Annotated in this window: 13 protein-coding genes; 4 read left to right on the top strand and 9 right to left on the bottom strand. The window is 48.8% G+C overall.

Annotated features, from left to right (window positions below):
• Positions 1 to 117: 117 nt before the first annotated feature.
• The 3 genes from ACPAOP_RS00290 (at position 118) to ACPAOP_RS00280 (ending at position 2,542) form a co-directional block, all read left to right on the top strand.
• A complete protein-coding gene (locus tag ACPAOP_RS00290) occupies positions 118 to 1,521 on the top strand; it encodes a S41 family peptidase (protein ID WP_423708886.1) in 1,404 nt (467 codons plus the stop codon).
• A complete protein-coding gene (locus ACPAOP_RS00285) occupies positions 1,521 to 1,892 on the top strand; it encodes a hypothetical protein (protein ID WP_423708885.1) in 372 nt (123 codons plus the stop codon). Before ACPAOP_RS00290 ends, ACPAOP_RS00285 begins: the two co-directional genes overlap by 1 nt.
• 92 nt (positions 1,893 to 1,984) lie before the next feature.
• Positions 1,985 to 2,542, top strand: a complete 558-nt coding sequence (locus ACPAOP_RS00280; protein WP_423680927.1) for a DNA-3-methyladenine glycosylase I — start codon at positions 1,985 to 1,987, stop codon at positions 2,540 to 2,542.
• 30 nt (positions 2,543 to 2,572) lie between these two features.
• Here ACPAOP_RS00280 and ACPAOP_RS00275 read toward each other — a convergent pair whose 3' ends face one another.
• The 9 genes from ACPAOP_RS00275 to ACPAOP_RS00235 all read right to left on the bottom strand — a co-directional run bounded on the left by ACPAOP_RS00275 (position 2,573) and on the right by ACPAOP_RS00235 (position 12,664).
• Entirely contained in the window at positions 2,573 to 3,463 is an 891-nt protein-coding gene (locus ACPAOP_RS00275) for a peptidase (RefSeq protein WP_423708884.1), read from the bottom strand.
• Positions 3,464 to 3,507: 44 nt separating this feature from the next.
• Positions 3,508 to 4,350, bottom strand: coding sequence for a transglutaminase family protein (locus tag ACPAOP_RS00270; RefSeq protein ID WP_423708883.1), 843 nt, complete (start codon positions 4,348 to 4,350; stop codon positions 3,508 to 3,510).
• A gap of 17 nt (positions 4,351 to 4,367) precedes the next feature.
• Entirely contained in the window at positions 4,368 to 5,318 is a 951-nt protein-coding gene (locus tag ACPAOP_RS00265; RefSeq protein ID WP_423708882.1) for an alpha-E domain-containing protein, read from the bottom strand.
• A gap of 1 nt (position 5,319) precedes the next feature.
• Complete coding sequence (locus ACPAOP_RS00260) at positions 5,320 to 6,744, bottom strand: circularly permuted type 2 ATP-grasp protein (RefSeq protein WP_423708881.1); 1,425 nt, start codon at positions 6,742 to 6,744, stop codon at positions 5,320 to 5,322.
• A 71-nt stretch (positions 6,745 to 6,815) separates the two neighbouring features.
• Entirely contained in the window at positions 6,816 to 8,855 is a 2,040-nt protein-coding gene (locus ACPAOP_RS00255) for a sodium:solute symporter family protein (protein WP_423708880.1), read from the bottom strand.
• Positions 8,856 to 8,859: 4 nt separating this feature from the next.
• Entirely contained in the window at positions 8,860 to 9,168 is a 309-nt protein-coding gene (locus tag ACPAOP_RS00250; RefSeq protein ID WP_423680932.1) for a DUF4212 domain-containing protein, read from the bottom strand.
• A complete protein-coding gene (locus tag ACPAOP_RS00245; protein WP_423708879.1) occupies positions 9,146 to 10,684 on the bottom strand; it encodes a sensor histidine kinase N-terminal domain-containing protein in 1,539 nt (512 codons plus the stop codon). The genes ACPAOP_RS00250 and ACPAOP_RS00245 overlap by 23 nt, the downstream gene beginning before the upstream one ends.
• A complete protein-coding gene (locus ACPAOP_RS00240) occupies positions 10,684 to 11,394 on the bottom strand; it encodes a response regulator (protein ID WP_423680934.1) in 711 nt (236 codons plus the stop codon). The genes ACPAOP_RS00245 and ACPAOP_RS00240 overlap by 1 nt, the downstream gene beginning before the upstream one ends.
• Before the next feature lie 304 nt (positions 11,395 to 11,698).
• Positions 11,699 to 12,664: a sodium-dependent bicarbonate transport family permease gene (locus ACPAOP_RS00235; RefSeq protein WP_423708878.1), complete on the bottom strand. Its 966-nt coding sequence runs from the start codon at positions 12,662 to 12,664 to the stop codon at positions 11,699 to 11,701.
• A 91-nt stretch (positions 12,665 to 12,755) separates the two neighbouring features.
• Here ACPAOP_RS00235 and ACPAOP_RS00230 point away from each other — a divergent pair, with 91 nt between their 5' ends.
• Complete coding sequence (locus ACPAOP_RS00230; protein ID WP_423680936.1) at positions 12,756 to 13,646, top strand: LysR family transcriptional regulator; 891 nt, start codon at positions 12,756 to 12,758, stop codon at positions 13,644 to 13,646.
• Positions 13,647 to 13,754 lie beyond the last annotated feature (108 nt).

Here is a 13,754-nt window from a genome sequence, read left to right as displayed (position 1 = left end):
ATTAATTAATTTACAATTTATTTACTGTTGTTCGGTGCAGAATCTGATCTTGGATTTTGTAAAAGACCACTTAAATGTAAATTGACTAAAATGAGAAAAATAATTTCACTGAGTTTGTTGAGTATTCTTGCTGCATGTGGTGGCGGAGGCGGTAGTAGTGGTGACAGTGTCACTTTACCACCGGGTAATTCCGCTTTGCCTCCATCCTCCTCGCTGGCAAATCTTTGTGCCAATCCCCGCGCGAACACCAGCGATCGTCAGGGGACCATCGAGAACGAAAAATCTTATTTACGTTCATTTATCGACGAAACTTATCTCTGGTACGCCGATATACCTTCCAATATCGTTGCTGCAAATTATGCGACGCCGCAACTCTACTTTGACGTACTGAAAACGAATGCCAAAACCAGTTCCGGCGCAAGTGTCGATCAGTTTCACTGGTCGCAGACAACCGAATCCTGGAATACGTCATCATCAGGTATTGCGCAGGATTACGGCATCAAATGGATGGCGAAAGTGACCGCAAATACGCGTATTTTTCTTGCAGCTGATGTTGCACCCGGTTCGCCTGCAGCACTGGCAGGAATCAAACGTGGCGATGTGATCACTTCGATTGATGGCTCTCTAGTTACCGAAGCGACCACAGCAGGAGTTGCTGCGCTCAGTGAAATTCTCTCGCCGACCAAAGTGATGGCGCATAAACTAGGATTCAATGGTGCTACCGAGATCAGCCTGACCCCCGCGACCTATTCGACATCAACTGTACAGAATGTGAAAACCATTCCAACCGCTACCGGTACGGTTGGCTATTTCGTATTTGATACGCATATCGCTAAATCTGAAGCCGAACTGATTGCCGCCATCAAGCAATTGAAAGCGGCCAACGTCACGGATCTGGTGATTGATCTGCGCTACAACGGTGGCGGTTTGTTGTATGTTGCGAGTCAGCTGGCATATATGATTGCCGGGCCGGCAACGACCAACGGACTGATATTTGAAAAGCTGACATACAACGACAAACTCACTGCAAAGAATACGGTATATCCTTTTTATCCGGTCACAACGACGAACGAGCAACTTCCTTATCTGGGTTTAAAACATGTCACTTTGCTGGTGACACGTAATACTGCTTCCGCCAGCGAATCCATTATTAATGGTTTGCGTGGAGTGGATGTTGCGGTTGATCTGATCGGTGACCAGACACGCGGTAAACCTTACGGTTTCGTTCCTCAGGATAATTGCTCTTACACCTATTTCGCGATTCAGTTTAAAGGCGTGAATCAAAAAGGATTTGGTGATTATGCGGATGGTTTTTCACCAACCTGTAAAGCATCTGACGATGTCACACATCTGCGCGGCGATACCAATGAAACGATGCTGAAAACGGCGCTGTCTTACCGTCAGACGGGTTTGTGTCCGGCTAATTCTGCCGGTGCCATCGTGCCTGGTGCCGAGTCCGGATATCAAGTGATACGTCCGGCAAGTCAGGAAATGCGTATTCTCACGACAATGCCGCACTGATGAGATATCCGCTTATTTTTGCCGTTAGTATTCTGATGCTGTCGGCATGTCAGTTCACTGCTGCTTCTCCGGATAAAGCAGCAGTGTTGCTGATATCGGACGCCGAAACGACGCAGGAATTACGGACTGTGATCGGCAGCATGAGCGGTTTTTCTGATGTCACTTTATCTGCCTCTGACTTCATGCAAAGCAGCGAAGTGACCATCGAGCGCAGGCACCAGACAAACCAGCAGGGTGAGCTGATACAAGGGCGCGATCTGGAAATGCCGCATCGCTTCAGGCTGGAGACCAACGGCACACAATGCTGGCTGTTTCATCTGAATTCAGGACAGCGTCGCTTACTGAGCAAAACGCGGTGTCAGGCTAAATAAATCAGGCAGTATCTTTGCCTATGACGATGTATTTGCAAAGAACGCCGGGGAGTAGCGCAGGGAATATCTGCTTACAGAGAAGAAAATGAAAAATGACTGTCAAACGCTGTTCCTGGGCTAATTCTGCTAACCCCTTATATATCGCTTACCACGATGAGGAGTGGGGGCGGCCGTGTCATGATGAAAACCGCTTGTTTGAAATGCTCAATCTGGAAGGAGCGCAGGCTGGATTAAGCTGGGAAACTATCCTGAACAAACGCGCGAGTTACCGCATCGCTTTTGACGACTGGGATGCGAAAAAAATCGCGCAGTACGATGCCGGGAAGGTCGCTGAATTACTGGCTAATCCAGGCATCGTGCGTAATCGTTTAAAAGTCGCGGCGACCATTAGTAACGCCAAAGCGTATCTGCGACTATGCGAGGAAGCAGGTAGTCTGGACGCCTATCTTTGGGCGTATGTCGATGGCAAACCAATACTGAACCACGGAGAGCGCATAGTAACGACACCTTTATCTGATCGTATTTCCCAAGACCTGCGTCAGCGCGGGTTTAAGTTTGTCGGTTCAACGATAATCTATGCGTATATGCAGGCCATAGGCATGGTGCAGGATCATGCCGCTGACTGCGACTGGCACCAGCCTGCGGTCTGAACACGGTCATTTCACCAAGAAATCAGCTTATCAGTGCTGATGCCGATTAACAGATTGTTCTGCAAAGGATTGCAGGCTTGACGTCCCAGCAATTGCCGGACTCATATCCGGATGCATCACCATCACTGGTTTGCAATGAACATTGTTTGCAGATGCCGTTGAATGATGATCGTTTAAGGTATCGGATGCAGCGTTGATATCCCAGACCGGCGCTTCTATTCCTTCAAAAACGGCTTTTAATTGCTGGCCCCAGCTATTTCTGATCATCTGAAAATACTGATTTTTTTCATCAATGGTGACGAAGCGTGATACGGCCAGATGATGATTCTCATAGACCAACAGATCCAATGGTAAGCCAACGGAGATGTTGGAGCGCAGCGTGGAATCCATGGAAATCAGCGCACATTTTGCGGCATCGTCGAGACTGGTTGCGGGGTTGATGACGCGGTCAAGAATCGGCTTACCGTATTTTGCCTCACCGATCTGGAAGTAAGTGTTTTCGTTGTGCGCTTCAATAAAATTGCCGGCAGAATAAATCTGAAACAGCCGGCAACGTTCACCTTGAATTTGTCCGCCAAATATCAGGCTCACATTAAAGTCGATGCCGAATTCAGATAAGGCTTTGGCATCACGCTGATGTACGACGCGCACGGCTTCGCCAAGAATACGGGCAGCATCGTACATGCTTTGAACATTCCAGATGGTGTTGCCATTTGCGTCCTGATAATCGGACAGTAATTCCCGTATGGACTGTGAAATCGAAAGATTACCCGCTGTCATCAGGACCATCATGCGTTCACCGGTTTTTTCAAAGACCGACATTTTTCTGAATGTGCCAACCTGATCGACACCGGCATTCGTGCGGGAATCAGAGAGAAAAACCAGCCCGGCATCAAGGCGTATGCCCACACAGTAAGTCATATTGAATCGTGAGTAGAGTATTAGTGGATGTGTCGGGCAGGATTTTACCTCATGCCATCATTGAACTGTCCTGCAGCACATGATTGCGGTGTCACCTGTACGCTGACAGTTAAGGTTTCAATGCCGCCGCCGCGCCGTATGCCTCTTACCGGCGCGGCTGTGTCGTAATCACGGCCTATCGCGAGACGGCAATAAGCATCTGTCATCAGCCTCACATGGGTAACATCAATGCTGATCCAGCCGTGATAGTCATGATCTTGCGCCCAGACATCCACCCAGGCATGGCTTTCAGCGTGATCGCTGGATTCCGGATCGATATATCCAGAGACATAGCGGGCAGGTACGCCCATGACATGACAGCAAGCGAGAAATAAATGAGCATGATCCTGACATACGCCTGTTCCCATCGATAATGCATCGTGCGCTGTGGTGGTGACGACTGTGCTGCCGGTCTGATAGGCAACCGTATTCCTGATCTGCTCGGCAAGATAAATCAGTTCACGAGTAGAGGCTGATTGCTCACGTGGTAAACAACGCTTTGCAAACGCTTGAATCTCAGCACTGCTTTCTGTGAGGATGGTGGGAATAGTGAAGATCAATGGCGACCACGTTTGCGCATCGACTATGCGTCCGGCATCCGGACAACTGATATTGACGATGCCCGACGCCAGAATGTTAACTTCCTTGTGAGGTTCGGTAATCGTCAGCGTATGAGAATGATTGCCATAGGCATCGATGAATGCGTGCCTGTTCCCGGCAGCGGTAATATTCCACTGCGAAATATGTTGGTGCAACTCCGCACGCGGCGTCAGATGCAATTGCTGTATCGTGTATGACGATGGCGCAGAGTAGCTGTATTTTGTCTGATGCCTGATATGAAGTTGCATGATGAATGCTGATATTTTCAGGCAGCCAGGGGAACTAAAAAATCACGACTGATACGGTTTCCTAATTCAAAAATACGCTCCAGGAATTCCGTCAGTGTGCCATGTAATCCAGCGCGCAGAATATCTTCAATTTTTGCGAACTTTAATTCTGCATGCAGTTTTCCGGCAAAACGTTCTGTGTCGGCAGAGACATCATTACTGACCACCGCGAGGTTGGCGACGACTTCATCCATACAAGCAAGTAAGGAGCGTGGCATATCGCCGCGTAACATCAGTAATTCAGCCACACGCTCTGGAGTAATCACATCGCGGTACACTTTGCGATAAATTTCAAATCCGGAGACGGAATGTAACAGTGCTGCCCAGTAATAGAAATCCTTTTGTATGTTTTCCCTCGCTTGTTCCTTTGCTTTCGTACCATGGAATTTCACATCCAGAATACGTGCAGTATTATCTGCCCGCTCCAGAAATGTTCCGAGGCGTATGAAGTGAACCGCTTCGTCTTTCAGCATGGTTCCCAGTGTTACGCCACGCGATAAATGTGAACGGTATTTCACCCATTCAAAGAACTGACTCGGGTCTTGCTCGACGATGCCGCTCGCGAGCTTTTCCTGCATTGATAACCAGGTTGCATTCTGGGTTTCCCAGACTTCAGTTGTCAGTGTGCCGCGTACCGCACGTGCATTTTCTCTGGCCTCTTTTAAACAGGATGCAATCGAGGATGGATTCATCGGGTCACGTACCATGAAATCGAGCACATCTTTTTTGGTCAGGATGCCGTAGTGAAAATCAAACGACGATTGCAACTCCGAAATGCCCAGCATGGCACGCCAGCCATTTTCTGCATGCTCTGCTGATTGCGGCAACATGGATGTCTGCACATTCACATCCAGCATACGGGCGGTGTTTTCAGCACGTTCTGTATAGCGTGCCATCCAGAATAAATGATCTGCAGTTCTGCTTAGCATGTCAGTTCTCCAATACCCAGGTATCTTTGGTACCGCCACCCTGTGACGAGTTGACGACTAATGAACCTTCTTCCAGCGCTACCCGGGTCAGTCCGCCCGGTGCCATCGATATCGTTTTCCCTGACAATACAAATGGTCGTAAATCAATATGTCGCGGCGCAATGCCACTATCAACGAAGGTAGGGCAGGATGACAGGGCTAGTGTTGGCTGTGCAATGTAGCCTTCTGGTTTCGCCATCAGGCGCTGACGGAAAGCTTCAATTTGTTGTTTGCTGGAGGCGGGGCCAACCAGCATCCCATAGCCACCTGCACCATGTACTTCTTTAACAACCAGTTCAGGAAGATGGGCGAGGGTATAAGCAAGATCATCCGGTTTGCGACACTGATACGTCGGCACATTATTCAGTATCGGTTGCTCAGACAGATAAAATTTAATCATATCGGTGACATAAGGGTAGATCGATTTATCATCTGCAACTCCGGTACCGATCGCGTTGGCAAGGGTCACACGTCCGGCACGATAGACCGACAACAGACCGGGAACGCCGAGTGATGAATCCGGACGAAATGCAAGAGGATCGAGAAAGTCATCATCGACGCGGCGATAAATTACATCGACACGTTTTGGTCCACGCGTGGTGCGCATATAGACGGTGTTATCGTCAACAAACAAGTCTTTGCCCTCAACAAGTTCAACCCCCATTTGCTGTGCCAGAAATGCATGCTCGAAATAGGCAGAGTTATACATACCGGGAGTCATGACAACGACGGTGGGATTATCGATTCCCATTGGAGCTACCGAACGCAAATTATCCAGCAACATATCAGGGTAATGATCTACCGGCGCAATCTTGTTTTTGGCGAACAATTCAGGAAATAGCCGCATCATCATTTTGCGATCTTCCAGCATATAGGAGACACCGGACGGTACGCGCAGATTGTCTTCCAATACGTAAAATTCACCTTGCCCTGCACGAACGATATCGACGCCGGCGATATGTGCATAAATATCAGAGGCAACCGATACGCCCTGCATCTCGGGGCGATACTGCGCATTTTTATAGATCTGTTCCGGTGGAATAATTCCGGCTTTGATGATGTTCTGATCGTGATAAACGTCATGAATAAACATATTCAGCGCCTTCACACGCTGCACCAGTCCGGTTTCCAATAACGCCCATTCCTTCGCCGGAATAATACGGGGAATGATGTCAAAAGGAATCAGGCGTTCCGTGCCCGCGTCGTCGCCATAGACCGCGAAAGTAATACCGACGCGACGAAAACTGAGATCGGCTTCGGCGCGTTTGCGTTGCAGACGTTCCGGCGATTGTTTGGCTAACCAGTGATGGAATTCGCGATAATGCTCGCGCGTCGAATCTGCTGCGCCGGCGGCTTCTGCCGTCATTTCATTAAAGAATTTTGCCATGTCCCGTTCCACGATGACTGAGTCAGCTTAGCTATATCAAGAAGCGTGCCAAGCAAACCCGGTCGCGTGAATCAGGGCGCGCGGATATAGTCGATCAGTTCGACAGTGTGCTGATCCGGCGCCGGTGTCATCAGACTGATGGCGACCATAGCCACAAAGCCAGCAGGAACACCGAATACACCAGCTGAGATAGGTGCAATATGCCACCACTGATTGTCGGGACTGCCACCAAACAAAGGATGGGTGAATACCATATAGAAAACGCAGATAAAGAAACCGGTGATGATGCCGGCAATAGCTCCCTGCCGGTTCGCGCGCTTCCAGAATATGCCCAATATCAGTGCAGGAAACAGCGTTGACGCGCCAACAGAAAATGCTGCACCAATAAGCGACAAAATATCAGCAGGTTTTAGTGAGGCAACATAAGCGGCGACCAGCGCAACGACGAGCAGCAGTAATTTTGATATGGTCACCCGCTTTTGTGTGGATGCTGTTGGGTCAATAATTTTGTAATAGATATCGTGCGACAAAGAGTTTGAAATAGTCAGCAGCAATCCGTCTGCCGTTGACAGCGCTGCTGCCAGTCCTCCAGCGGCGACCAGACCGGAAACAACGTAAGGTAAGCCTGCAATTTCCGGCGTGGCGAGAACAATAATGTCGCCATCAAGTACGATTTCTGCGAGTTGTACGATGCCGTCTTTATTGATATCGGTGATGCTGACCAGCGGATTGAGTTTATCGATGTTTGCCCAATACGTAACCCACGAAGGTAACTTAGAGAATTCGCTGCCGACCAGCGAGTTATAGATATCGTACTTAACGAGTATCGCCAGCGATGGAATCGTGATGTACAGCAGCATAATGAAAAACAAAGACCAGAATACGGAGTCTCTGCTTTCTGTGACTGAGGGTGTAGTGTAATAGCGTGTCAGCACGTGGGGCAGGGCGGCGGTGCCCATCATCAGGCACAATACCAGCGCCATGAAGTTATTCCGTTTGATATCGGATTCAGCCTTGTCTTTGGCCGCATAAGGTGTGTATTGTGCAAAGCCGGATCTGGATTTTTGCAGATAGGAATTGCGTGCTTCAGCCCAGCTGTTTCTTGCATCGGCAGGTGATGCCGGGTAGCTTGCCAGAGCCCGGCTGGCGGTCTTGATAGCGATTAATGAGCCATTTCCTGCCTTCAGTTCGTCCAGATTCTTCTGTAGTTTCGCGCGTCCTGATTCCCATGATTCCGGAAGTTGCTGAATTTTCTTGTCATATTCATCCGCACGTAATTTATAAATATTCCTGACTTCTTTTTCCTTCGCACTGTTATCGAACTGTGCTTCTTTTTTTGCCAGTTCAGGCAGAAATGCACCGTAGGATATTTGCGGAAAAGGATTATCGGTATGCTTGGCAGACAGCCACGCAACCGGAATCATGAACGCGATCACGATGATGATGTATTGCGACACCTGCGTCCATGTGACCGCACGCATGCCGCCCAGAAATGAACAAACCAATATGCTGGCCAGCCCGAGGAAAATACCGACCGAAAAATCCACCCCGGTAAAACGCGAGGTGATCAGACCGACACCATAAATCTGTGCAACCACATAGATAAAGGAAATGAATACGGTCGCGAGTACCGCCAGAATGCGTACCATATTGGTATTTGGCTTACCGGCAAATCGCGTTCCCAGAAAGTCTGCAATCGTATATTGGCCAAACTTTCTGATATACGGGGCAATCAGCATCGCAACGAGACAAAATCCGCCGGTCCAGCCTATGATGTAAGCCAGCCCCTCAAAGCCCTGCAAATACAGTCCTCCGGCAAGACTCAGAAAACTGGCAGCAGACATCCAGTCGGCAGCGGTCGCCATGCCATTAAATACCGCCGGCACCCGTCTTCCGGCGACATAGTATTCGGCAATATCCGAGGTTCTGCTGACCAGTCCTATGCCCGCATAAATGACGATGGTCGCGAACATAAACAGATAGCCTATCCAGACCCGAGGCACACCCTCTTTTTCCAGTATCGTCAAGACGATCAGAAAAATAAAAAAAAGTAAGGTGTACCAAAGATAGTACGAGGTTAATCTCTGAGTAAAACGTTTTTGTTGAGACATGTACTTATCCGTCTTTATCGTCTTGTCGGGAGCGTTGTATCCATCGCATGCCTATCGAGTAAATCGCGAGTATCAGAACGTAACTCAGCGTCAGCCCCTGTGCTGCCAGATAAAACGACAGCGGCCAGTCAAAGAAATGCCATTCGGATAGTTCCCGCGCAAAAAAAAGACTGAAAAAACTGAGCAATCCCCAGCATAACAACAGCGCCGTCGTCAGTCTTTTGGTGCCTCGCCAGTAATGACGTGGCGCAGACTTTTTTTCCGGTGTTGGTGTCGATGGTGTCTTCATTTCACGCTTCGCCAATGAATTCATCAAAGGGATTTAATCGGAACGAAATACGGAAAACGGTACCGGGGAATTGTGGGGCCTGCGGATGCGGATTATCGAGAATTTCTATCTGCGCGCCATGTTGCTGTGCGATTTCCCTGACGATGGCAAGGCCAAGTCCACTACCTTGCACATTGCTGCCGAGGATACGATAGAAACGTTCAAACACATGTTCACGTTCAGCGACCGGAATACCGGGGCCGTTGTCTTCCACTTCGATGATCGCCAGCGCCTGCTGTTCATTCATGCTGATTTTAACTGTGATGCTGTGTTCTGCCGGAGTATACCGGATTGCGTTATCGATCAGATTGCTCAGCATTTCCCGTAGCATCAGGGGATTGGCAAATATGATGATGGGGAAATCGGGTTGTTCAAAACCCAGATCAATTTTTTTTGCGAATGAAGCCTGTATCCAGTCCCGCACGACATTCATCGCCAGTTCATTCAAGTTCACTTGCTCCAGCGGTCGCGTAGCCGGAGTCAGGTTTTCTGCCCGAGCCAGTGTCAGTAATTGATTGATGAGACGGGTCGCGGCTTCTGAGCTGGTCGATAACTGTAACAGTGAGCGCCGGATTTCTTCATGATCGGTTTGTCGTAAAGCTAATTCAGATTGCATACGCATCCCGGCCAGCGGTGTTTTCATCTGGTGCGCAGCATCCGCGATGAAGCGTTTTTGTATGTCTATCGTTTGTGCCAGACGCGCCAGCATGTCATTTAAAGAGTTGACCAGTGGCGTAATTTCTTCCGGAACCTGGCGCGAATCGATAGGACTGAGATCATCCGGCCGACGCGCACGTATGCGTTGCTGCAATTCGGCCAGTGGCGATAAACCGCGGCTCAGCGCGAACCAGACCAGCGCCAGTGCGATCGGCAGAATAATAAATTGCGGCAGTACCACGCCCTTGATAATTTCATTTGCCAGAACGGCACGCTTTTCCAGCGTTTCCGCGACTTGTATCATGATCTGCGACGATTCCGGCGTTGCGTTTTTTTTTGTCGGTGGCGACAGGTCAATATAACTGTACGCAATACGGTAATCGATACCGCGCAGACTCAGATTTCTGAACTGAATATTACCGGCAGCAGGGCGTTCTTCATCGGTAGGCGCAGGAATATCCTGATCGCCATCGATCAGATCCCCCTTGGCATTTTTTATCTGAAAATGAATATTATCGAGATCATCGGCCCGCAAAATATCGCGTGCCGGTTTGGATAATTGGGTAATCGCCTGACCATCAAATTCTTTGACCTGTTGCGCGAGTACCAGTACCTTGTCTTCCAGTGCCCGATCGAAAGGCTGGTTTGCGATTGACTTTGCGACCAGATAAGTGATGGCGATACTCATAGGCCACAGCAGCAATAATGGCGCGAGCATCCAGTCAAGAATCTCACCAAATAAAGAGCGCTGGATCTTTTCTTCCGGCTGCTGCAATAGCATATTTTCTGACGCAGATGGCGCAGAAGTCGATGATGCATCAGCGATGCCGCTGTCCTTACTCATTACTGTCCGGTATCTGTATTGGCCGGTTTGGCAGCAGGCGCGACAAAGAATTTTTCAAGGCAGTAGCCCAACCCTCTGACCGTCGCAATTCTGACGCCATCGACTTCGATTTTTTTACGCAGGCGATGCACATACACTTCGATTGCATTGTTACTGACTTCTTCGCCCCATTCGCAAAGGTGATCGACCAGTTGTTCTTTCGAGACCAAGCGTCCGGTTCTTTGCAATAACACTTCCAGCAGGCCGAGTTCGCGTGCGGACAAATCCAGCATCTGTTCATGAATATATGCAATTCTGCCGACCTGATCGTAACTGAGCGGCCCGTGTTTGATCACGGTGGGGCCACCACCTGCTCCGCGGCGCGTCAGGGCTCTGACACGCGCTTCGAGTTCGGACAAAGCGAATGGTTTTGCCATGTAATCATCAGCACCTAAATCCAGACCTTTCACACGCTGTTCTACCGAGTCGGCTGCAGTCAGGATCAGTACAGGCAGATGTGAGTTGCGGGCGCGCAAACGGCGCAGCACTTCCAGTCCGCTCATTTTGGGCAGGCCGAGATCCAGAATCAATAAATCGAAGTCCTGAGTGGATAATGCTGAATCTGCTTCTTGCCCGTTACTGACGCAGTCGGTCGCATATCCTGATTGCCGCAGCGAGCGGGTCAGCCCATCCGCCAGAACGCTGTCGTCTTCTGCCAATAAAATACGCATAATGAATATTCCAAACCAAGTTGACTCTGCTGGGAAACAGATAAACGCAATCTGTATAGCTGACTTTATCCATTGTCCGCAATGCGATTTCCAGCAATTAATATTAGCTCAACTTTAGCGCAATTCAGGTCTGTGTAGATTTAATGGCGCAATAAATTTCTAAACTGTTTGAATTTGCGTGCGACCTCTCAAAACCGGCACTGAATGTGATAGGTTCCTGCAGCATTAGTCTAAGAAAGGCGCGCTCATTGCCCGATATGTATTGACTTCTGTTGTCCGAAATATTCTTTCCGTTGTTTGTTCTTTAACCGAGAACAAATCTTGCCGCGCTCATATAAGTTGGAATGCCAAGCAAGATATTCAGCGGAAAAGTGATACCAAGAGACATGCCAAGATAGAGCGAAGGTGATGCCTCTGGAATTGCGTAACGCAGCACAGCCGGAACCGCGATGTACGAGGCACTTGCAGCCAGTACCATCAACAAGCCTGCGTCACCAGATGGAATATGCAGCAGCATACAGAGAATTAAAGCAATAGTGGCATGACAAATCGGGGCGAGTACCGCGTAGCTGATAACCAATGGCGAATTGCCTTTGAGGTTACCGAAGCTTTTTGCAGTCATCAGCCCCATATCCAGCAGAAAAAATGCAAGCATGCCTTTAAATAAGTCACCGGAAAATGGCTGCATTGCAGTCTTACCGGCATCGCCGGAGATGATACCCACCAGCATTGCGCCTAACAGCAATAGTTGCGCGCCATCCGTCAGAGATTCATGTAAAACGCTTTTAATGGACGATAGCGCTCCTGTCTGATTTGCGGTTTGCCTCTGCCTGATCGTATTTGACAGAATCACAGCAAAAATAATTGCCGGTGATTCCATTAAGGCCATCGCCGCCGCCATGTGGCCGCCATATTCAAGATGCCTGCTTTCCAGATACTGTACGGCCGTAATGAAAGTCACTGCGCTGACGGATCCGTATGTGGCGGCGATGGCGGTAGCGTCGAGTTTAGGAACTAGCCGTTTCAGGAAAAAATATCCTAGAGCCGGGGTCAGCAGTGCCAGAAAAACAGCGCATCCCAGACTACTGATGATTTGTAAATTTAATCCGGAATGATTCAGTGCAAAGCCGCCTTTTAAACCCAGTGCCATTAACAGGTACAGCGATAAAAATCGGGAGATGTGTGTAGGAATAGTCAGATTAGATTTGATAAGACCGGCAAAGATGCCGAAGATGAAAAATAAAATAGCTGGATCGCGCAAACTGGACATAAATTTCCCCTAAAAATTCTGGCGTCATACTACCCAGACTAAATCATCAGGTAAAATCAATTTTTATGTTAATAATCATCAGTAATAATCTATGAATGTGACTTTTCGCCAATTACGCTTGTTTGCCGAACTCGCAGAGCAGTTGAGTATCAGCGCGGTTGCGCGCAACTTTCATGTGACGCAGCCGACGGTATCGATGCAGATGCGCGAGCTGACCGACGAAATTGGCTTACCGTTATATGAAGTCATTGGTAAAAAAATTTTCCTCACCCAGGCTGGGGAAGAACTGGCAAAAACTGCGCGGGCGGTAGCGGATGAATGGGCTTCTTTCGGCCAGCGTATCGATAGTCTGAAAGGATATCAGCGAGGTCGTTTGCGGGTGGCTGTGGTGAGTACTGCAAAATATTTTATTCCCCGGTTATTAGGAAAATTTTGTCGTGACTTTCCTGAAATCGATATTGCACTGGAAGTGCAGAACCGCGATGGTGTTTTGCAACGATTACGCGATAACAGCGACGACATCTACATCATGTCTGCCCCACCGAAAGATATCGATGTTGTGCAGCAGGTCTTTTTGCCCAATCCCCTTGTTGTGATTGCGCCTTTGTCGCATCCTCTGGTCAACCGGAAACGGATCCCTCTGGAAAAACTAAGCAAAGAACGATTTATTCTGCGTGAGAGCGGATCAGGGACGAGGCTCGCTTGTGATCAACATTTTGCCGCGCAGGGATTTACGCCGGTCGTTCGACTTGAATTAGGAAGTAATGAGGCGATCAAGCAAGCAGTGGCGGGAGAAATGGGGCTGGCGATTTTATCCACACACGCCCTGGGTGAACATTTAGTTGATCAATCGCTTACAGTGCTGGATGTCAGTAGTTTTCCGGTACATTCCAGCTGGTATATTGTTTACCTGAAAGGGAAAAGGCTATCGCCTGTTGCGACTTCGTTTCTTGAATATCTGCAGGCACATACGCATCAATAATTTGATTTTTGTACAGCTTCATATACTTTCCCCCTTTTTCAGACTGCGTATAGCATTGAGCCATAACTCAAATGACAGCGTTTGCCGTGATGATCGGCTGAGTATTTG

The organism is Undibacterium sp. WLX3042 (assembly GCF_049544825.1).
Lineage (GTDB): Bacteria > Pseudomonadota > Gammaproteobacteria > Burkholderiales > Burkholderiaceae_D > Undibacterium.
Note: the sequence above shows the minus strand (reverse complement) of the source record. Positions and strands in the feature narration are given on the sequence as shown.

Bases quoted from the DNA above. Each gene is read 5' to 3' on its own strand.
- ACPAOP_RS00230 (WP_423680936.1), top strand. From the start codon at position 12,756: ATGAATGTGACTTTTCGCCAATTACGCTTGTTTGCCGAACTCGCAGAG.
- ACPAOP_RS00260 (WP_423708881.1), bottom strand. From the start codon at position 6,744: ATGGCAAAATTCTTTAATGAAATGACGGCAGAAGCCGCCGGCGCAGCA.
- ACPAOP_RS00235 (WP_423708878.1), bottom strand. From the start codon at position 12,664: ATGTCCAGTTTGCGCGATCCAGCTATTTTATTTTTCATCTTCGGCATC.
- ACPAOP_RS00250 (WP_423680932.1), bottom strand. From the start codon at position 9,168: ATGAATTCATTGGCGAAGCGTGAAATGAAGACACCATCGACACCAACA.
- ACPAOP_RS00255 (WP_423708880.1), bottom strand. From the start codon at position 8,855: ATGTCTCAACAAAAACGTTTTACTCAGAGATTAACCTCGTACTATCTT.
- ACPAOP_RS00265 (WP_423708882.1), bottom strand. From the start codon at position 5,318: ATGCTAAGCAGAACTGCAGATCATTTATTCTGGATGGCACGCTATACA.
- ACPAOP_RS00240 (WP_423680934.1), bottom strand. From the start codon at position 11,394: ATGCGTATTTTATTGGCAGAAGACGACAGCGTTCTGGCGGATGGGCTG.
- ACPAOP_RS00285 (WP_423708885.1), top strand. From the start codon at position 1,521: ATGAGATATCCGCTTATTTTTGCCGTTAGTATTCTGATGCTGTCGGCA.
- ACPAOP_RS00270 (WP_423708883.1), bottom strand. From the start codon at position 4,350: ATGCAACTTCATATCAGGCATCAGACAAAATACAGCTACTCTGCGCCA.
- ACPAOP_RS00275 (WP_423708884.1), bottom strand. From the start codon at position 3,463: ATGACTTACTGTGTGGGCATACGCCTTGATGCCGGGCTGGTTTTTCTC.
- ACPAOP_RS00280 (WP_423680927.1), top strand. From the start codon at position 1,985: ATGACTGTCAAACGCTGTTCCTGGGCTAATTCTGCTAACCCCTTATAT.
- ACPAOP_RS00245 (WP_423708879.1), bottom strand. From the start codon at position 10,684: ATGAGTAAGGACAGCGGCATCGCTGATGCATCATCGACTTCTGCGCCA.